We start from the raw sequence: 19332 nt of genomic DNA on the forward strand, positions 1-19332 counted from the left end.
CCATCCTTGTCGATCGCACCGACCGTGCGCGAGCAGGACCGGCAGTCGGGTAAGTGTCTTGCGGGTGAAGGCGAGGGTTATACGGAATGGGCTGTCCGAACGGGCAGTGCACGCCGGGCAACGCTGCGCTACCCACAGGTATCGAGTACGTTCGCCGGGAAAGCACACCGTGTGTTTCGGAGGCGGTCACCATGCTGAGGCGGTTCACGGCCGGGCTGGCCGTCGTCACAGCGGCCGCCGTGAGCCTGTTGATCTTCCCCGAACGGGTGAACGCCGCCGATCCGCCCGGCTGGCGGCAGGTCTTCTCCAGCTCCTTCGACGACCCCGGCCGGCTGCCCCTCGGCTGCTCGGCCTACGACGGTGCTCCCGAGGGCGCCCAGGCCAGCTACTTCCGGCCCGAGGCGGTCACCGTGTCCGACGGCCACCTGAGCCTGGCGCTGCACCGGCGCACCTATGGCGGCAAGCCGTTCGTCACCGGCGAGCTGCGCTGCGTGGGCGCGGCCCAGCAGTTCGGCCGCTACGAGTTCAAGGCCCGCGCCCCGGTCGGCGCGGGCATCGAGTCGGTCGCCCTGCTGCGCCCGGTCGACGGCGCCGCCGCGCAGCACGACTCCCAGCTGGAGATCTCCGCCAAGCCCGGCGCCGAACAGGCTGTCGTCACCAACTCCGACGGCCGGGGCACCACCACGAACACGCTGACTGGCGCGTTCCGGGACTGGCACACGTACATCATCGAGTGGGCCCCCTCCGGCTTCCGCGTCTTCGTCGACGGCGCCCAGCGCTCCCTGGACCCGGCCGTGTCGACCGAGCCGCGCTGGTTCGGCTTCGCCGTGACCACCGGCGACCGGGCCGGCACCCCGGGCTCCTCGACCGCCCTGCCGGCCGAGTTCCAGATCGACTACCTGCGCATCTGGTCCTTCGCCCCGAACGACTCCGCACCCCCCGCCCCGGTCGTACGGCCGTCCACAGTGGACGCCGCCGCCCCGGCCTTCCCGCCGCTGAACCGCCACTGGTCCCTGTGGCTCGCCGTGGCCGCCGTGGTCACGGCCGCGCTGGCGCTCTTCGCCTTCGTCATCCACAAGACCAGGCCGCACCGCCCGCCGTCCTCGCACCGGGCCTGAACCGCGCGCTTCCGGCAGTCCGGGCGCTTTGCACCGCAGTCCTCGCATCGGGCTCGACCTGCGCTCTTCCGGCAGGTCGAGCGCATCGCGCCGCTGTCTCGTGTCGCCGTCTCGCGCCGCGCGTGAACTGCGCTGATTCCATGGGTCGGCGGTCGCGCAATGCGGCTTAACGGATTTATGCGGCGACAGGGTATAAGTCCGAAATATCTGTTGCGGAGCGGCGGATATTTCGTCTCTCAGCGGATCCGCCGAGGGCGAACGGGCACCAAGAAGTGCCGGCGGACCGCTCATCATCGGCCGATGAGAATGCTTGTGCTCGGTGGGACCGTGTTCCTCGGCCGGGCTGTCGCGAGGCAGGCCCTTCAGGCCGGCCACGAGGTCGTCTGTGCGGCCCGGGGCGAGTCCGGCGCACCCGTCGCCGGGGCGCAGTTCGTGCGGGTCGATCGGGACGACGCCGACGGGCTCGCGGCGGTCACGGGAAACTTCGACGCCGTCGTCGACGTCGGGCGGCATCCGCGCCACGTCCGCCACGCGGTGCAGGCGCTGCGCGGGCGGGTCGGGCACTACACGTTCGTCTCCAGCTGCTCCGCCTACGCCGACGCGGCCACGCCCGGGCAGGTCGCCACCACGGCGCCGCTGCTGCCGGCCGACTTCGACGGAGACCCCTGGGCCGATGCCGAGACCTACGGGCGGTGCAAGGTGGCGTGCGAGGAGCTCGCGGCCGAGGGGTTCGGGGCGCAGCGGACGTTCCTGCTGCGGGCCGGGATGATCGTCGGGCCGGAGGACCCCACGTACCGGTTCGAGTACTGGGTGCGCCGGGGGCTGCGGGGTGGCGAGACGCTGGCGCCGGGCGGGCCGCAGGAGGCCGTGCAGCTCGTGGACGTGCGAGACCTGGCCGACTGGATCGTGGCGGCCGGCGGGAGTGGGCTGGCGGGGGCCTACGACGGGATCGGGGCGCCGATGACCCGGGCCGAGTTCCACGCCGCGTTCGCCGACGAGCAGGAGCTGACCTGGGTCGATCAGGATTTCCTGCTCGCCAACGGGGTAGCGCCGTGGAGCGGGCCGCGGTCGCTGCCGTTCTGGCTGCCGCTGCCCGAATACGCGGGGTTCCTGTCCCGGGACGTCACCCGGTCACTGGCGGCCGGACTGCGGACGCGGGCGCTTCGGGACACCGTTCGGGACACGGCGGAGTCAATTCGTGACGCATCCCACATCGATGCGAAGAACGGCTTGGGCATCGACGAGGAGGCTCAGTTGTTGCGTGATTGGCGCCATCGTTAGGGAAAAGGCTGTCGCGTCGCCGACTGTTGCCGATGAACAACCGTGCTCACGCAGCGCGCAAGGCCCCCCGGCCGGGCGTTCCCAGGGAACTCACAGCGAATTCAGGCGTCTGACGGGCAGGTAGACCACGTATCACTTGTTGCAACCGAAGCGAACCGGAGCAGTCTCCCGAGCGTCTAGGTAAGTGGTGCAACTCTCAGAGGTCGTCACCGAATCGCCCCCGCGGGCGGAATTCGGAACGGCGTTTGACCGTTGTGTAGGGGGCATACCCGGGGGGCACCCGTTTTAGCAGGGTGAAACGGGGAAGGCGAAGGATGGAGCGGGGAGGGGCCCGAAGTGGAGAACGTGAAAGTGGAGATGCGACCCGATACAGGTGCCGAGGAGCGTGACCTGGTCGGCGTGTACCTGCATGAGATCTCCCGCACGCCGCTGCTCGACGCCGCTTCTGAGGTCGAGCTGTCCAAGGCGGTCGAGGCGGGGCTCTACGCCGAGCACCTGCTTGACAGCGACGAGATCCCCGACGGTGTGACAGCCCAGGAGCTGCAGAAGCTCGTGGCCGACGGCGAGCGGGCGAAGGACCGGTTCATCCGGGCCAACCTGCGCCTGGTGGTGTCGATCGCGCGGCGTTACGTGCGCTCCGGCATGCCGATGCTCGACCTGATCCAGGAGGGCAACACCGGTCTGGTGCGCGCCGTCGAGAAGTTCGACTACGTGCGCGGATACAAGTTCTCGACCTACGCGACGTGGTGGATCCGCCAGGCGATCAGCCGGGCGATCGCGCAGCAGGAGCGCACCGTGCGCCTGCCCGTGCACCTCGTCGAGGACGTCAACCGGATGCGCAACGTCGCGCGTCAGCTCACCCGCGAGCTGGGCAACGAGCCGGAGCCGGAGCAGCTGGCCAACTCGCTCGGCGTGCCGGTCGAGCGGGTGCACGAGCTCATGCGCTGGTCGCAGGACACCGTGTCGCTCGACACCCCCGTGGGTGACGACGGCGACACGAGCCTGGGTGACCTGGTCTCGGACTCCGACGCGCCGTCGCCGGAGGACGTCGTCCTGGCCGCGCTGGAGCGGCAGCGGATCGAGGGCCTGCTCAACCACCTCGACGACCGGTCGGCCGGCATCATGCGGGCCCGCTACGGTCTCGAGGACGGCCGCGAGCACTCGCTGACCGAGGTCGCGTCCCGGTTCTCGCTGTCCCGCGAGCGCATCCGCCAGCTGGAGATCCAGGCGCTCGGCCGCCTGCGCGAGCTGGCCCGCGCCGAGGGACTCGCCGCGGCATAACGACAAACTCCCCCAAGAGCCGGCAAAGCCCCAGGTCGATGAGGACCTGGGGCTTTTTCACGCGCCGGCGCTTCGCGATCGCGCACTAGTACGGGTTGCTGCACTGCTTCCAGGCCCCGCGCTCCTTGACCAGCTGGAAGTCGTGCTTCGAGGTGCCGTTCTTCGTGGTGACGGAGCCGCTGATCGTCGCCTCTTCGTAGCCGCCGTTGTTGCTGTAGGAGCCGCCCCACTCGAACTTGTGCGCGGTGGGCGCGTTGTTCTCCACATACGCCGCAAAGGCCGCCGAGTCGTACCGCTCCTGGACATCCGTGCACAGCATGCCGTACGCGGCCGTCACGTTGCCGCCCTCCAGCGCGCTCAGGAAGTCTGCCGTCGCCGCCTTGGGCGCGTCGGTGGCCTTGCCGATGACAAAGAAAATCCCGCCGACGAAGCCTGCGACGCAGAGCACGAAGACGCCGATCGCCGAGAAAAGAATGATCTTCCAGGTTCTACTCACGCGCGCCAGCGTAGGGAGCTTCCACAGCCGCCGATGTAAAGCACCCGACGCCGCTCATGCCCTATGTGCGACCACGAACAGGCGTGGGAAGGGCAGGACGGTGCCGAAGGGCTCCCGGGGGTAGCGCCGCCGGAGGTACTGCCGCATCTGCGTCGTGAACGCCTCGAGGTCCGCGCCGGCCAGGGCGTCGAGGTAGGGCCGCAGCCCGGTGCCCTTGAACCACTCGTACACCGGGTCGTCGCCCGGGAGCACGTGGTAATAGGTCGTCTCCCAGGCGTCGACGGTGAGGCCGGCTGCGGAGAGCAGCCGCACGTACTCGGCCGCCGGCAGCACGGGGCTGGCCGAGCGCGGCCCGGTGGCGTCCGTGGCGCCGGCAAGCGTGGCCGCCCAGGGCCCGGACGCGGCGACCTCGGCGAACACCTCAGCCGACACGGGCCGCGGGGTCGAGACGCCGTCGGCCGGTGGCCGGCTTCGATCGGACGTGGAGACCGGCACCTGGAAGGCGAGCGTGCCGCCGTCGTCGAGCGCGGCCGCCCAGTGGGGGAGCAGCGTCTCGTGATCGGGCACCCACTGCAGCGAGGCGTTGGCCACGATCACGTCGACCGAGCCGCGCTGCGGGCGCCACGCCCCGGCGTCGGCCAGCTGGAAGCGCAGCTGCGGCGTGGCCAGCCGGGCGGCCGCCTCGATCATCGCCGGCGAGGAGTCCAGGCCGAGGACGGCGGCGTCGGGCCAGCGCTCGGCGAGGGTCGCGGTCATGGTGCCCGGGCCGCACCCGAGGTCGACGACGGCCACCGCCGACGTGGTGGGGATGCGAGCGACGAGCTCGCGGAACGGGCGGGCGCGCTCCTCGGCGAAGCGCTCGTACTGCTGCGGATCCCAGGACGCCATGCCCCAATGATGCGGGGCCGCCCTTCGCGGAGAAGAGCGGCCCCGCAGAAAACCCGGAACTACTTGACGCGGCCGTACCCGTAGATGCTGTCGACGCTTACCGATGCGTATCGCACGACGTCTCCGGTGTGGGGCGCATGGATGATCGTGTCGTTGCCGACGTAGATGCCGACGTGGCCCAGGCCGTTGTAGAACACGAGGTCGCCCGGGGCCAGCGCGCTGCGCGGGATATGGGCCACCTTGCTCCACTGGCTGGCCGCGTTGTGCGGCAGGCTGACACCCGCGGCCGCCCACGCGGCCATGGTCAGGCCGGAGCAGTCGAACGAGTTGGGCCCGGCGGCGCCGTAGACGTAGGGCTTGCCGAGCTTGCTCTTGGCGTAGTTCACCGCGGCGCCGGCGTTGCCGGAGACGGCCGGCAGGGTGCCCGGGTTGTAGCTCGCCCCGGTGACCTTGGTGCTGCCGGCGTTCTTCGCCTTCTTCTGCAGATCTTCGAGCTTCTTGACGTCGCCCTCGATCTTCTTGCGCTGGTTCTCGTAGTCGGCCTTCTGCGTGTTCTGGGCCGCGATCGTCTGGTCCAGGGTGGCCTTGGCCGCCCGGTACTCCTCGATGCTCTTCTGCTGCTGATGGGTGATCTGCTGCAGCATCGACATCTGGTCGATGAGCGAGCCCGAGGACGTCGCGTTGAGCATGGCGTTGAGGTTGCGCAGCTTGCCGTTGCTCTTGAACGCCTCGATCGCGATGGCCTGGACGCCGTCGTTCGCCTCGTTGACGTGCTTCTCGAGCTCCGCCGCCTTGGCCTGCGAGTCGGCCATGTCGATGTTGAGCTTGTTCCAGTTCTCGATGGTGAGCTCGAGATCGTCGTTCTGCTTCTTGAGCTGGGCCTCGATCTCGGCCAGCGTCGGGTCGGCGTGTGCGACCGTCGCGGGTGCGAGCACGGTGAGTGAGATGAACCCGATCAGCAGGGTCCGCAGCACCGACCGGCGGGCACGATGTCCAGTGGACAAGGAAAGACCCTTCATGCACCGACCGCCTACCGGGTTAGCTGACGGGTTCGGGCGAGAAGAGATAGCGCCCTACCGCAGCGTTGCGGATTCACCCCAGGAAACATGGGTCCCCGGTTCGATGCGCGCGCCCGGAGGGGTTGGGTGCGCACAGCTCGATTCGGCGGCGCTTGCCCGGCGCCATCCGGGGTGGACGGCGGACTGCCGAGCAGGCCAGAGCCTAACTTAACGTGATCATCCGCTGGGCGAAAGGCGTGCGTCCCGCTCGATATCTATTACACCAAATGTCCGGATTACTGGTGGTTGGATCCCGGTACCGCACCGTGACTTCGGTGCCGGACGGTTACGCATTCGGGACTTGATTTTGCACAGAGAGACGGTTAAATACACGTAACTTCATACACCGCCGGTGCAAATAGTTTCGGGGGTTCACGCGTGCTACGGGTCCAGAACCTCGAAGTGGTCTATGACGATGTGATGCTCGTGTTACGGGGCGTGAGCCTCGACGTGCCGGAGGGCCGGATCGTCGCGCTCCTCGGTGCGAACGGCGCCGGCAAGACCACCCTGCTGCGGGCCCTGTCCGGGCTGCTCGGCGTGCACGACGGCGCCGTCACCCGCGGCTCGGTGACGCTTGACGACCGGCCGATCCACCGGCTGCGGCCGGCCGCGATCGTCAGGCGCGGGGTGAGCCAGGTGATGGAGGGCCGGCGCACCTTCGCCGAGCTCACCGTGGAGGAGAACCTGCGCCTGGGCGCACACACCCGCCGCCGGGGTGTGGCCACGGCGATGGAGCGCATGTACACGCTCTTCCCCGTCCTCAAGCAGCGCCGCGGGTCGATCGCCGGCTACCTCTCCGGCGGCGAGCAGCAGATGCTGGCGATGGGCCGGGCGCTCATGTCCGAGCCGAGATACCTGCTGCTCGACGAGCCGAGCCTGGGCCTGGCCCCGCGCATGGTCGAGCAGGTGCGCGACCTGATCACCGAGATCAACCGGGCCGGCACGGCGGTGCTGCTGGTCGAGCAGAACGCGACGATGGCGCTGTCCGTCGCCGAGCACGGCTACGTCCTGGAGAACGGCAAGGTCGTGCTGGACAAGCCGGCCGACGAGCTGCTCGCCGACGACGACATCCGCGAGTTCTACCTGGGCTCGCACGCGGCGCACTCGTTCCGCGACGTCAAGCACTACAAGCGCCGGAAGCGGTGGCTGTCATGAGCGATGTGCTGCAGTTCAAGGACGTGAAGCTGAGCTTCGCGGGTGTCAAGGCCATCGACGGCGTGGACTTCACGGTCGGCGCCGACGAGCTGTTCGCCGTGATCGGGCCCAACGGCGCCGGGAAGACGTCGATCTTCAACGTGATTTCCGGGGTGTACCGCCCGCAGCAGGGCCGGGTGCTGCTCGCCGACACCGACATCACCGGCCGGCGCCCGGACCGGGTGGCGCGGCTGGGCGTGGCCCGGACGTTCCAGAACGTGGAGCTCTTCCGCCAGCTCACGGTCGTGGAGAACCTGATGCTGGGCCGGCACCACCACATGCGCTACGGCACCCTCGCCGCGATCGCCTGGGTCGGCCGGGCCCGCCGCGAGGAGCTGGCCAACCGGGCCCGGGTCGAGGAGATCGTCGACTTCCTGGAGCTGGCCCAGTGGCGGCGGATGCCGGTCGGGCTGCTGCCCTACGGGGTGCAGAAGCGCGTCGAGCTCGGCCGGGCCCTCGCGATGGAGCCGAAGCTGCTGCTGCTCGACGAGCCCGTCGCCGGCATGAACCTGGAGGAGACCGAGGACATGGCCCGCTACATCCTCGACATCCGCGAGGAGCTGGGCATCCCGATGATCCTGGTGGAGCACGACATGGGCCTGGTCATGGACCTCGCCGACCGGGTGCTCGTCGTCGACTTCGGCGTGCCTGTCGCCTGCGGTACCCCCAAAGAGGTCCAGCAGAACCCCGACGTCATCCGCGCCTATCTCGGGGAGAGCGCATGACGATCGCCGAGCTCGTCCGCGACCGCGCCGAAGCCGGCCCCGACACGGTGGCGATGCGGGAGAAGCACCGCGGGATCTGGCGCGAGATCACCTGGCGCGAATACTGGGCCACCGCCCGGCGGGTCGCCCACGCGCTGCGCGGCCTCGGCGTCGGGCCGGGCGACCGGGTCGCGATCCTGTCCGAGAACCGGCCCGAGTGGCTCTTCGCCGACGTCGCCACCGTGGCGCTGCGGGCCGCGACCGTCGGGCTCTACCCGACCAGCCCGGCCGGTGACGTGCGGTATCTGCTCGCCCACTCCGGCGCGAAGGTGCTCATCGCCGAGGACCAGGAGCAGGTCGACAAGGCCCTCGCGGTGCTCGACGACTGCCCGGACCTCACGCGGATCGTGTACCTCGACCCCAAGGGCATCCGGCGGCGGTACCGGCACGAGGCCCTGCTGTCCTGGGACGACATGCTGGCCGGATCGTCCGACGACCCGCTCGACCTCGCGGCCGCGCCCGACGACCTGGCGGCGCTCGTCTACACGTCCGGGACCACCGGCCGGCCCAAGGGCGCGATGCTCACGGTCGCCAACGTGGACTTCGCGATCGGCGTGCTGCGCGGTGACGGGGGCCTGACCGACCCGCCGCCCGGGCCGCGCGACCTGGCGCTGTCGTACCTGCCGCTGTGTCACGTCGCCGAGCGCGTCTTCACGGTCTGGCTCGGCGCGGCGTCGGGCGTCGTCGTGCACTTCGGCGAGTCCATCGCCACCGTGCAGGCCGACCTGCGCGAGGTCCAGCCGACGATCCTGTTCGGCGTCCCGCGGATCTGGGAGAAGATGCTCGCCGGGGTCACCACCCGCGTCGCCGGGGCGTCGCCCGTCAAACGGGCCGGCACCAGGTTCTGGCTGCGGGTCGCCGACGGCATCGGCGCGACGCTGGCCCGGACCGGCGGGCGGCACACGCTCGGCAGCCGGCTGCGGTACACCCTGGGCTGGCTCTGCTGTTATCGCGCGCTCCGGGAACGCATCGGGCTGCGGCGCGTGCGATATGCGGCGAGCGGCGCCGCGCCGGTCGCCCCCGAGGTGCTGCGCTTCTTCATGGGCATCGGGGTGCCGATGCACGAGGTCTACGGCATGACGGAGAACGCCGCCATCGCCACCGCCAACCAGCCGGGGCGGGTCCGCCTCGGCACCGTCGGCGAGCCGCAGCCCGGGGTCGAGGTGCGCATCGGCGACGGCGGGGAGATCCAGACCCGGCACGCGGGGACCTTCGCCGGATACTTCCGCGACGAGGCCGCCACCGGCGCCGCCCTCACCGCCGACGGCTGGCTGCGCACCGGCGACATCGGCTCGCTCGACGGCACCTACCTGCGGATCACCGACCGGGCCAAGGACATCATCATCACGGCCGGCGGCAAGAACATCGCGCCGAGCGAGATCGAGAACGCGCTCAAGGCATCGCCGTACATCAAGGAGGCGGTCGTCGTCGGCGACCGCCGGGCCTACCTCACCGCGCTCGTCGGCATCGAGCTGGAGACCGTCGGCGAGTGGGCCCAGCGCCGCGGCCTGGCCTACACCACCTACCGCGACCTGTCCGGCAAGCCGGAGGTGCAGGCGCTCGTGCGCGGCATCGTCGACGGCGTCAACGCCGGCCGCGCGCCGGTGGAGCAGCTCAAGGCGTTCCGGATGCTGCCGAAGGAGCTCGACCAAGAGACCGGCGAGCTGACCGCCACCCAGAAGGTCCGCCGCGCCGCCATCGCGGAGGCGTTCCGGACCGACATCGACGAGATGTACCGGAGTCCCGCGTGAAGGATCTGCTGGAGAGCGTGCTGCGGGGCGTCGGCACCGGGAGCGTCTACGCGCTGCTGGGCCTCGGCTTCGTGATCATCTACAAGGCGACCCGGGTGATCTCCTTCGCCCAGCCGTCGTTCATGCTTGCCGGGGCGGTCCTGGTGACATACCTGGTCGGCCCGCTCGGCTTCTTCCTGGCCCTGATCGTGGCGGCCGCGGCCACCGGCGGCCTGGCGCTGGGCGTCGAGCGGCTCGCGGTCCGGCCGATGATCGGCCGCCCGGTGTTCACCGTCGCCATCATCACGCTGGGCATCGACGTCGCCGTGCGGGTCGTCGACAACGCCTTCATCGGCCTGGACGTGCGCCACGTCGGCGACCCGTGGGGGCTGAAGGTCCTCACGCTGCCCGGCGGCATCATCGTCGAGCAGCGGCACATCGCGATGGTCGTCACGACCGCCGTGCTCATCGCGGCGCTGTTCGCCTTCTTCCGATACACCAGAACCGGTCTGGCCATGCGGGCCGCCGCCTACGACCAGGAGGCCGCCCTCGCGCAGGGCGTGAGCGTCGGCTCGGTGTTCGCGGTGTCGTGGGCCCTCGCCGGGGCCCTCGCGGCCGTCGCCGGCACCTTCGCCGCTGTCGGTGGCAGCGTGAGCGAGTCGCTGTGGCTCGTCGCGCTGACGGCGCTGCCGGTCATCATCCTCGGCGGCCTCGACTCGCTGCCGGGCGCCGTCATCGGCGGCCTGGTGGTCGGCGTGGTCCAGGAGGTCACCGCCACCTACCAGGGCCACCTGTCGTGGCTCGGCGGCAACTTCTCGGTGGTCACGCCCTACGTGGTCATGCTCCTCGTCCTGCTCGTGCGCCCCTACGGCCTGTTCGGCACCCGGGAGGTGACGCGGGTATGAGAAACCGCCCGCTCCTGCACACCGCGTACGCCCAGGACATCGCCCTGTTCGGCAGCACCGTGCAGCGCTCGTTCGTCGCGCTGGGGCTGCTCGTCGCATTGGCGATGCCGTTCCTGGTCCAGGACGACGTGCTGCAGCTGCTCGGCCTCGCCTGCGTCACCGCGGTCGGCGCGCTGGGGCTCAACATCGTCACCGGCCTGGCCGGGCAGGTGTCGCTCGGCCACGCGTTCTTCCTGGCCATCGGCGCCTACACGGCGGCCGCGCTGGCCGGCGACCCGGACGGGCGCACGATCGGCTTCGGCGTCACCGAGATCCTGATCTGGCTGCCCGCCGCCGGCCTGGTCGCGGCGCTGGCCGGGATACTCGTCGCGCCGCTGGCGACCCGGCTGCGCGGGCTCTACCTGGCCGTGGTCACGCTCGGGCTGGTCTTCATCGGCGGGCACGTCATCAACGGCTGGTCCGAGCTGACCGGCGGCCCCGGTGTCGGCCGGCAGCCACCGGCGCCGAGCCTGCTGGGCTACGACCTCAACACGGCCGACGGATGGCTCACCAGGGACCAGAAGTTGTACCTCCTCATGCTGGTCCTGCTGCTCATCGGCGCGCTGGCGGCCCGCAACCTGGCCCGCTCCCGCGTCGGGCGGGCGCTCACCGCCATCCGTGACCGCGACATCGCGGCCGGGGTGATCGGGGTCAACCTGGCCCGGTACAAGACGGTGGCCTTCGGGGTGTCGTCGTTCTACGCGGGCTGCGCCGGTGCGCTGCTCTACGTCGGGGCCGGGTACTTCGACCCGACCTCGTTCGACCTGCTGCTGTCGGTGCAGTACATCGCCATGATCCTCATCGGCGGCGCGGGCACCGTCAGCGGCGCCGTCCTGGGTGCCTTCCTGATCACGCTGCTGCCGCGGCTGACCCGGGAGCTGCCGGCGCTCCTGCCGTTCATCAGCTCCTCCCCGGCCGAGTCACCGAACGCCTATCAGCTCGAGACGGTCCTGTACGGCGTGCTGATCATTGTCTTCCTGATCTTCGAGCCGCGCGGGCTGTTCGGGATCTGGATACGCCTGCGCAACTACTGGAAAGCCTGGCCCTTCTCGTACTAGATCGTTTAAGGAGCCGCAATGAAAAGGTTGGGTGCCCTCACCCTGGCCGCGGTACTCGCGGTCGGGCTCACAGCCTGCCGGGGCGAAGACAACAGCGACGCCCCGAAGGCCGGCGCCGGTGGTGTGAAGACCGATACCGGCATCACCAAGGAGCCGTGCCCGAAGTCCGAGCACAAGGACCGCGGCTGCATCTACCTCGGCATCATCTCGGACCTGACAGTCGGGCCGTTCCACGCGCTCGCGGTGCCCATCACCGAGGCCCAGAAGGCGTTCTGGAAGCGGGTCAACGCGCAGGGCGGCATCGGTGGCTACGACGTCGACGCCGAGACCTACGTGCGCGACAACAAGTACAACCCCCAGACCCACAACGAGGTGTACCAGGAGATCAAGGGCAAGGTCCTGGCCCTGGCCCAGTCGCTGGGCTCGCCGACGACGGCGGCCATCCTGCCCGACATGAAGCAGAACAACGTCCTGGCCGCCCCGGCCGCGTGGACGTCGGCCTACGCGTTCGAGGACAACATCCTGGAGTCCGGGGCCAACTACTGCTTCGAGTCGATGAACGCCGTCGACTACGCCAAGGACGCCTTCAAGCCCAAGACCGTCATGGCCGTGCACCTGGCCGGTGACTACGGCGACGACGCCGCGGCCGGCGCCAAGATCGCCGCGGAGAAGAACGGCCTCACGTTCATCGACGTGAAGACCGACTCCGGCACCGACAAGCAGGCCGGCGCGGTCACCGCGATCGTCACGCAGAAGCCCGACCTGGTCATCATCACCACCGGGCCGGCCGACACCGCCGCGGTCGTCGGCGGTGCCGCCCAGCGCGGCTTCACCGGCAAGTTCATCGGCACCAGCCCGTCGTGGAACCCGGGCCTGCTGCAGAGCCCGGCCGCCCCGGCGCTCAAGGCCCTCTACCTGCAGTCCGGCCCCTGGAAGACGTTTTCCTCCGACACGCCCGGCCACAAGGCCATGCGGGACGCGCTCGGCTCGTCGGTCACCCCCAACGACGGGTACACGTCCGGCTGGGTCTGGTCCTACCCGCTGCTCGCGGCCCTGAAGGCGGCCCAGGCGAGCGGCGACCTGACCCGCGCCGGCCTGGTCAAGGCGGCCAAGTCCCTGACCAAGGTCGACTACGAGGGCATGCTGCCCGAGGGCGCCGGCAACTACGCCGGCGGGGTCGACGGGCAGATCCGCCAATCGATCATCTCCAACCCCGCCGCCGGTAACGGCACCACCGACGTGCCGCTGGTGAAGGACTTCTTCGTCGGCCCGACGGCGAAGGACTACAAGCTCGACAAGCCCTGCTACGAGAAGCTGTAGCTATTTGAGCTCGCTCACCACCTGGCGCAGGAGGTCGAGAGTGGCCTCCTGCGACAGGGCCCGGCCGACGAGGCTCTCCAGCGTGTTGCGCCCGGCCGCGACGAGCTCCGGCTCCTCCCACAGCAGCCGGCCCCGGTAGAGCACGCTGTCGTCGATGCCGAAGTCCAGCACCGCGAACTCGCCCTCCCAGCCCGGGTGGTAGCCCGCGCTCAGCGGGACGACCCGCACGTCGGCGTACGGCCGCTGGGCCACCTCGATCGTGTGCTCCAGCTGGTCGACGAGCAGCGCGTCGTCGCCCGGGATCGGGTTGCGCCGCAGCACCGTCTCGTCGAGCAGCAGCTGCAGGCGCGGCGGCTCCTCACGGGCGAACAGCTCCTCCTGCCGCCGCGCCTGGAACTCCACGCGACGGGCCGACTCGGGCTCGCCGGTGGCGTCACTGTAGCGGCGCGTCTGCAGCAGCGTCGGGAACATGATCGGCGACCACTCGCCGACCTGGGCCGCCTCGGCCTCGAACCCGACATAGTTGACCAGTTGTCCGGACAGTGTGGGCCGGAACTCGTCCCACCACATCCGCCGCTTCGCCGCGCGGGCCAGGGCCAGCAGGTCGTCGACGGTCCGCGGGTCATGCACCCGGTAGTACGCCAGCAGGCTGCGCAGGTCGCTCACGGATATGGCGACAGTGCCGTTCTCGATGCGGATGAGCTTGGACAGCGACCACTCCATCTCGGCCGCCACCAGGTCCTGCGTCAGCTCCCGCTCGCGCCGTAGCCGCCGCAGCTCGGCCCGCAGGCGGCGCTTGCCCACGATAGGCCCGCTCATGGCCATCACCCCAATCGCGTACACATGGTCGCCCCGGTCGAGGGCTGCGCATGTCTACCCGGATTACGGCGAATGCACCTATCTCGGAGCGTGGGCAGCGAGAAAGATTTTGGCCATGGCGCTCGCCAGGTCTCCGGGGTCGTTGGAGGCCACCGCCTGACCCCCGGTGGCCTGCGCCATCTCGCGCAGCACAGTCATGTCGGCGTCCCCGCCGTAGCCGATGGCGAAGACCACGACCGGCCGCCCCGGATCGCGCAGCTCACCCAGCCTGACCAGGAACCGGTCCTTGGGCATGGAGAACCGCGAGTCCTGGTCGCGGCCGTCGGTGAGCACGACGACGAGGTTCACCGCGCCGGCCGCGAACCGGTTCTTCATGTCGCCGACGCCCTGCAGCACCGTTTCGAACAGCGGCGTGCCCGCCTTCGGATACGCGGTGTACTGCTCGGCCACCCGGCGCATGGCCTCGCGCCGGGGCACGTCCCCGACCTTCTCGTCCATGGGGCCGAACGGCAGCACCACGGTGAAGGGCGGCGCCTGGGCGGCGGGCGAGGCGAACATCCACACCCCGAGACTCGTCTCGTCACCGAACAGCTGCGCCGCCTGTACTCCGGCCGAGCGCAGCAGCCCCGCCTTGGTCGTCGTGTTGCCGGCGCGGTCGTGCACCTGATCGTTCATCGAGGCGGAGGCGTCGACAAGCAGGAGGGTGTGGTACTCCTGCCGCTTGTACTGCGCCCAGGTCGCGGCCCACTCGACCAGGTTGTCCGGCAGCCCGATCGCCGCCTGGTACGTGGCCACCAGCCCGTCCCCGCTCGGCGCCGCGCTCTTCTGCGTCTCGCTCGCCGGCCGCAGCCCCCGCCCTGTCAGCTGGGCCGCGAACTCCGGGCTGTGCATCCGGTCGCTCAGCCGCTTGGCGAGCGCCTTGAGCTCGTCGTCGGCCGCCGCCTTCGGGGTGAGCAGCAGCGGATAGTCGGCCTCGAGCAGGGCGTCGCTCGGATACAGGGCGGCCATCGCGACGGGGTGGCGGGTCTGCTGATACTGCCACAGCTCCTGCTCGGTCACCGTGAAGAGCCCGACGTCCTTGAGCGCCTTGCTCGAGTCGGTCTGCTGGGCCATCTTCTCGAACAGCTTCGCCGGCACCGCCTCGGCGTCGCTCAGCCGGGCGCGCACCGACAGCGCCCGCATCTGGGCGATGCCCGGGTCGGTCGTGGTGCGGGCCATCGCGCTCTGGATCTCCATGGCGGCCAGCAGCCCGGCGGTGTCCTTGAGCGGGCTGCCCATGCTGACCTTCGGGCTCTGGCCGTTGTTGAGCGCGGCGCCGAGCCCGGCCCAGGTCGGCTGCTTGCCGGGCCAGCCGGACGACTCCGCGTAGGCCCGGGGCGCGGCGATGACGACGGGGGTGCGGGCGAGCGACACGGGGTCGGGCGCAAAGTCGATCTTGGCCAGCCGGGCCCAGCCGGCCGTGGCCGGGACCCACGCCTCGCCGCCCGCGTAGGTGTCGGTGGCGGTGACCGCGACGAGCTTGCAGCCGCCGTCGCTGTTGACGCCGATGTCGGCCGCGGCCTGCTCGACGACGGGGGCGAGCTCGGGGGTGACGGTGGCCCGCAGCACCCCGCGCCCGCCGCACTGCTCGGCCGCGGCTCCGGCCGCTCCCTGCGGCTGCTCGTGCTCGCCGCTGCGCGAGGCCAGGTTGAGGCCGACGGCCACACCGGCGGCCACCGCGAGCGCCACGATCACCACGCCGACCGCGATCCACACCCTGGTCCCGGACGGCGCGTGGTCCTCGTCGCGGAGCCGGGGCGGCGGCGGAGGCGGTGGCGGGGGTGGCGGCGGCCGCTCGGGCTGCCGGGTGTCGACCGGCCACTCCTGCGGGTACAGCGGCGGGAGCCAGTCCTCCCGGGCGGGTGCCTTGGCGGCCGTATGCGCCGGCGGGGGCGGGGGGACGTCCTCCGCCGGCGCATACGGCTCTTCCTCCTCGTACTCCGCGGGGTGGTCGTCGGAGTACTCGTCACCGTCGGCCGGCGCCCAGGGGGAGGGGCGAGCGGCCCACGCCGACGATCGCGCGTGGCCGGGGTGCTGCGAGGGCCCGCCGTCGGTCCGATCGGTGCGGTCGCTCCGGTCGGATGGCGGCGCCGGTGGGGGTCCGTCCGGCGCCGAGGGTGCCCACGGGGAGGGGGCGGCGGCGGGCGGAGGGGGCGGCGGCCAGTCGACCGGCTCGGACACTCGGGGCGGTGGTGCCGGGGGGCGGGGCATCTCACGCGGGGGCGGGACATAGATCCCGTCTTCCGTGAGGTCGTCGTCGTCACGACGCCTGTGATGCCGTCCCTCCGTCATGGCATCCCTTTCTCTCTTCTGCAGTCCCGCTACGTTGCGCGAGGGTGAGGAAGCGCGATGCGGTCAACCTAGCACCGGAGACCATCGATGTGTGACTGCTTGACTACCTAGTGATCATGACCTTGCCTCGCAGCATTCGGGATTCCAAACATTCCGCTCCTATGCACCAAAGTGTGCGTATCGCCTCATCTCTGGCGCTTAACTGAGGGTGAATCGAGCCGATTCCTTGCTCGGCGACATCTTTGTGCAAGGGGACTTCTCGGGTGGACGTACGGCTGCTGCGCTGGACGGTGGGCCTCGCGGTGCTCAGCGTGGCCTGGCTGGCCGCCCAGTGGCCCGGCCCGCTGCTGCACCCGGCGCTGGGCTGGCTGCCGCCCCCGGCCTGCGCGGCGCTGACCGTGGCCGTCCTCCTGCGCACCGCCCGGGCGGCCCCCGACCGCCGGTCCGGCCGCTTCTGGCGCCACCTTGCGCTCGTCCTCGCGCTGATCCTGGCGGCGATGGTGAGCAGCGCCTACGACTCGCTGCTCGGCCCGGACGCGCCCACCCAGCACTCCAGCGGGCTGACGATGGTGCTCTACCTGGTGCCGGTCGGCATGGTGGTGTACGCCCTCCTGCGCCTGCCGATGGGCCTGCGCAGCCGCCGCGCCCTCGTCACGTTCGGCCTGGACATGGCCGTCGTCATCGCCGCCGCCATGCTCGTCGCCTGGTACTTCGCCGCCCGCTCCTCGGTCAGCCTGACCCACGTCACCGGCACGTCCTGGACCCTGTTCGGCATCCTGCTCATGCTGTTCGCCGCGATGCTGGCCCTGGCCAAGGTGGCCCTGGCCGGCGCCGGTGCCCTCGACCGCCGCGCCCTCTGGATCATGGGCGGCACCCTGCTGCTGGCCGCTCTGACCGGCGCCTCAGCCCCGCTGCTGGAGTCCCGCCCGTACCTGAACAACGTCCAGATGTCGATCCCCGTCTGCTGCATCGGCCTCGCCCTGGCCGCCGTACACCAGGGCCGCGCCTTCGCCGAGCCGGCCGCCGCGCTCACCCGCCGCCGCACCCGCCCGTTCAGCCTCGTGCCCTACGCCGCCGTCGTGGTGGCCGACGCCTTCGTCCTGGCCGGCATCAACGACGACCCGCGCGACACCCGCATCCTGGTCGGCGGCTCGGTCCTGCTGACCCTCCTGGTCGTGGCGCGGCAGCTGATCTCCCTGTACGACAACTCCCACCTGCTGACCCGGGTCGACGCGAGCATGCTCGAACTGCGCCGCCACGAGCGCCGCTTCCGCTCCCTGGTCCAGCACTCCTCGGACATGTCGGCCATCTGCGACGCCGGCTTCCACGTCACCTACGCCAGCCCCAGCCTCCTGCGCTTCACCGGCGAGCAGACCGCCGCCGCCATCGACCTCCGCGGCCTGGTCCACCCGGCCGACCTGGACCACTTCTCCCGGTCCCTGACCGCCCTGGCCGCCGAGGGCAGCACGACAACGCTCCAACTCCGCCTGGGCCACGCGGACGGCACGTGGCGCTGGTTCGAGGTGGTGACGACGAACCTGCTGCACGACCCGAGCGTCAACGGCCTGGTGGCCAACGCCAGGGACATCACCGAGTCCCGCCGCTACCAGGACCAGCTGAGCTACCAGGCCAGCCACGACAGCCTGACGGGCCTGGCCAACCGGGCCCTGTTCGCCGCCCGGACCCGCGACGCCGTGGGCGAGTCGCGAGGGGGCGCCCTGCCGTCCGGCCTGGCCCTGGCGCTCATCGACCTGGACGACTTCAAGGCCATCAACGACCGCCTGGGCCACGCCGTGGGCGACGCCCTGCTGGTCGAGGTGGCCGAGCGCCTGCGCGCGACGGTCCGCCCGGGCGACGTGGTGGCCCGCCTGGGCGGCGACGAGTTCGCCGTCCTCCTGCCGGCCGCTACCCGCCCCCAGAGCGCCGCGATAGCCGAGGCCTTCATCGACGCGCTGGCCGCGCCGGTGCAGGCGGCCGGCTACGAACTGCTGATCCAGGCGAGCATCGGCGTAGCCGCCCACACCCCCGACTGCGACGCCAGCGACCTGCTGCGCCGGGCGGACATGGCCATGTACGCCGCGAAGGAGCTCGGCAAGAGCCGCTGGGTGGAGTACGGCCCCGAGCTTGACGCCCACGCGGTGGAGCACGCCCAGCTGGCCGCCGACCTGAGCCAGGCCCTGGAGCGCGACGAACTGAGGCTCGTCTACCAGCCGATCGTCGGCCTGCCGGGCGGCGAGATCCGGGGCGTGGAAGCCCTGGTCCGCTGGCACCACCCGACCCGCGGCGTCGTGAGCCCGGCCCAGTTCATCCCGGTGGCCGAGCGGACGGGCCTGATCGTGCCCATCGGCGCCTGGGTCCTGCGCGAGGCCTGCCACCAGGCCGCCGAATGGACCCGCGCGCTCGGCGCCGCGGCCCCCGCGAAGATCAGCGTCAACGCCTCGGCACGGCAACTACTGGAGCCGACCTTCACCGACACGGTGAGCATGGTGCTGCAGGAGTCGGCCCTACCGGCGAGCCGCCTGAACATCGAAATCACGGAGACGGCGGTCTTCGGCGGGGGTCGGGCCCTGGACACCGTGCGGGCCCTGCACGCCCAGGGCGTCAAAATCGCCCTTGACGACTTCGGCACCGGCCATTCGAGCCTGGGCCTGCTCAGAACCTGCCCGGTGGACGTCCTCAAGGTGGACAAGTCGTTTGTGGACGGCGTGACCGGCACCGTGGAGCAGGAGGCGATAGCCACCTCGATCCGCGAGATAGCCCGGGCCCTGCGCCTGGAGGCGGTGGCCGAGGGCGTGGAGACGCAGGCCCAGGCCACCCGCCTGACGGAGCTGGGCTACACCCTGGCGCAGGGCTTTTACTTCTCCCGCCCGAGACCGCCGGAGGAGATCCCACCCCTCTGCACGCCACGCGCGGAAGCGGGCGCAGCCACCGGGGGGATGGAAGGCCGCGCCCGCTTCCGCACTTGAGGGGCCGAATAAAGCTAAAAAGAGTTTTCCACCGCCCAGCCCCTAACCAACCTCAGCCGGGGGCAGGGGGTGAGGACACATTCC

At 70.8% G+C, this 19332-nt stretch carries 15 protein-coding genes and 1 riboswitch; of the genes, 10 read left to right on the forward strand and 5 right to left on the reverse strand.

Translation table 11 applies throughout. The features are described from left to right. Positions 1-191: 191 nt before the first annotated feature. The 3 genes from Dvina_RS06620 (at position 192) to Dvina_RS06630 (ending at position 3680) form a co-directional block, all read left to right on the forward strand. Positions 192-1118, forward strand: a complete 927-nt coding sequence (locus Dvina_RS06620; RefSeq protein WP_223101461.1) for a glycoside hydrolase family 16 protein — start codon at positions 192-194, stop codon at positions 1116-1118. Between the two features lie 300 nt (positions 1119-1418). Continuing rightward, positions 1419-2399, forward strand: coding sequence for an NAD-dependent epimerase/dehydratase family protein (locus Dvina_RS06625; protein ID WP_223101462.1), 981 nt, complete (start codon positions 1419-1421; stop codon positions 2397-2399). A 357-nt stretch (positions 2400-2756) separates the two neighbouring features. After that, a complete protein-coding gene (locus Dvina_RS06630) occupies positions 2757-3680 on the forward strand; it encodes a sigma-70 family RNA polymerase sigma factor (protein WP_223101463.1) in 924 nt (307 codons plus the stop codon). An 85-nt stretch (positions 3681-3765) separates the two neighbouring features. Here Dvina_RS06630 and Dvina_RS06635 read toward each other — a convergent pair whose 3' ends face one another. From Dvina_RS06635 to Dvina_RS06645, 3 genes are read right to left on the reverse strand one after another with little or no spacing between them, the layout of a single operon-like run. After that, positions 3766-4176 (reverse strand): Rv0361 family membrane protein, encoded by a 411-nt coding sequence (locus Dvina_RS06635; RefSeq protein WP_223101464.1) that lies wholly within the window; start codon positions 4174-4176, stop codon positions 3766-3768. A 54-nt stretch (positions 4177-4230) separates the two neighbouring features. Next, positions 4231-5064 (reverse strand): methyltransferase domain-containing protein, encoded by an 834-nt coding sequence (locus tag Dvina_RS06640; RefSeq protein ID WP_223101465.1) that lies wholly within the window; start codon positions 5062-5064, stop codon positions 4231-4233. Between the two features lie 59 nt (positions 5065-5123). After that, a complete protein-coding gene (locus Dvina_RS06645; RefSeq protein WP_223101466.1) occupies positions 5124-6068 on the reverse strand; it encodes a C40 family peptidase in 945 nt (314 codons plus the stop codon). A gap of 7 nt (positions 6069-6075) precedes the next feature. Then, positions 6076-6212: riboswitch (cyclic di-AMP (ydaO/yuaA leader) on the reverse strand. Positions 6213-6542: 330 nt separating this feature from the next. Here Dvina_RS06645 and Dvina_RS06650 point away from each other — a divergent pair. From Dvina_RS06650 to Dvina_RS06675, 6 genes are read left to right on the forward strand one after another with little or no spacing between them, the layout of a single operon-like run. Continuing rightward, the gene (locus Dvina_RS06650) at positions 6543-7277 is read left to right on the forward strand and encodes an ABC transporter ATP-binding protein (RefSeq protein WP_223101467.1); all 735 of its coding nucleotides are present in this window, start codon (positions 6543-6545) and stop codon (positions 7275-7277) included. Beyond that, positions 7274-8041 (forward strand): ABC transporter ATP-binding protein, encoded by a 768-nt coding sequence (locus tag Dvina_RS06655; RefSeq protein WP_223101468.1) that lies wholly within the window; start codon positions 7274-7276, stop codon positions 8039-8041. Before Dvina_RS06650 ends, Dvina_RS06655 begins: the two co-directional genes overlap by 4 nt. Then, complete coding sequence (locus Dvina_RS06660; RefSeq protein ID WP_223101469.1) at positions 8038-9831, forward strand: AMP-dependent synthetase/ligase; 1794 nt, start codon at positions 8038-8040, stop codon at positions 9829-9831. The genes Dvina_RS06655 and Dvina_RS06660 overlap by 4 nt, the downstream gene beginning before the upstream one ends. Beyond that, entirely contained in the window at positions 9828-10715 is an 888-nt protein-coding gene (locus Dvina_RS06665; RefSeq protein WP_223101470.1) for a branched-chain amino acid ABC transporter permease, read from the forward strand. Before Dvina_RS06660 ends, Dvina_RS06665 begins: the two co-directional genes overlap by 4 nt. After that, positions 10712-11812, forward strand: a complete 1101-nt coding sequence (locus Dvina_RS06670) for a branched-chain amino acid ABC transporter permease (RefSeq protein WP_223101471.1) — start codon at positions 10712-10714, stop codon at positions 11810-11812. Before Dvina_RS06665 ends, Dvina_RS06670 begins: the two co-directional genes overlap by 4 nt. Positions 11813-11830: 18 nt before the next feature. After that, complete coding sequence (locus Dvina_RS06675) at positions 11831-13132, forward strand: ABC transporter substrate-binding protein (RefSeq protein WP_223101472.1); 1302 nt, start codon at positions 11831-11833, stop codon at positions 13130-13132. Here the strand turns inward: Dvina_RS06675 and Dvina_RS06680 are convergent, their stop codons facing one another. Together Dvina_RS06680 and Dvina_RS06685 are read right to left on the reverse strand one after the other, a co-directional pair. After that, the gene (locus Dvina_RS06680) at positions 13133-13951 is read right to left on the reverse strand and encodes a DUF5753 domain-containing protein (protein ID WP_223101473.1); all 819 of its coding nucleotides are present in this window, start codon (positions 13949-13951) and stop codon (positions 13133-13135) included. A gap of 78 nt (positions 13952-14029) precedes the next feature. Further along, a complete protein-coding gene (locus Dvina_RS06685) occupies positions 14030-16171 on the reverse strand; it encodes a vWA domain-containing protein (protein WP_223101474.1) in 2142 nt (713 codons plus the stop codon). Between the two features lie 374 nt (positions 16172-16545). Here Dvina_RS06685 and Dvina_RS06690 point away from each other — a divergent pair, with 374 nt between their 5' ends. After that, positions 16546-19248 (forward strand): putative bifunctional diguanylate cyclase/phosphodiesterase, encoded by a 2703-nt coding sequence (locus tag Dvina_RS06690; protein WP_223101475.1) that lies wholly within the window; start codon positions 16546-16548, stop codon positions 19246-19248. Positions 19249-19332: the final 84 nt, after the last annotated feature.

It is taken from the genome of Dactylosporangium vinaceum (genome assembly GCF_019904175.1).
In the GTDB taxonomy this organism is placed as follows: domain Bacteria; phylum Actinomycetota; class Actinomycetes; order Mycobacteriales; family Micromonosporaceae; genus Dactylosporangium; species Dactylosporangium vinaceum.

Coding starts and splice junctions, on each gene's coding strand:
- Dvina_RS06670 (WP_223101471.1), top strand. CDS start 10,712: ATGAGAAACCGCCCGCTCCTGCACACCGCGTACGCCCAGGACATCGCC.
- Dvina_RS06650 (WP_223101467.1), top strand. CDS start 6,543: ATGCTCGTGTTACGGGGCGTGAGCCTCGACGTGCCGGAGGGCCGGATC.
- Dvina_RS06630 (WP_223101463.1), top strand. CDS start 2,757: ATGCGACCCGATACAGGTGCCGAGGAGCGTGACCTGGTCGGCGTGTAC.
- Dvina_RS06660 (WP_223101469.1), top strand. CDS start 8,038: ATGACGATCGCCGAGCTCGTCCGCGACCGCGCCGAAGCCGGCCCCGAC.
- Dvina_RS06680 (WP_223101473.1), bottom strand. CDS start 13,951: ATGAGCGGGCCTATCGTGGGCAAGCGCCGCCTGCGGGCCGAGCTGCGG.
- Dvina_RS06675 (WP_223101472.1), top strand. CDS start 11,831: ATGAAAAGGTTGGGTGCCCTCACCCTGGCCGCGGTACTCGCGGTCGGG.
- Dvina_RS06620 (WP_223101461.1), top strand. CDS start 192: ATGCTGAGGCGGTTCACGGCCGGGCTGGCCGTCGTCACAGCGGCCGCC.
- Dvina_RS06655 (WP_223101468.1), top strand. CDS start 7,274: ATGAGCGATGTGCTGCAGTTCAAGGACGTGAAGCTGAGCTTCGCGGGT.
- Dvina_RS06640 (WP_223101465.1), bottom strand. CDS start 5,064: ATGGCGTCCTGGGATCCGCAGCAGTACGAGCGCTTCGCCGAGGAGCGC.
- Dvina_RS06625 (WP_223101462.1), top strand. CDS start 1,419: ATGAGAATGCTTGTGCTCGGTGGGACCGTGTTCCTCGGCCGGGCTGTC.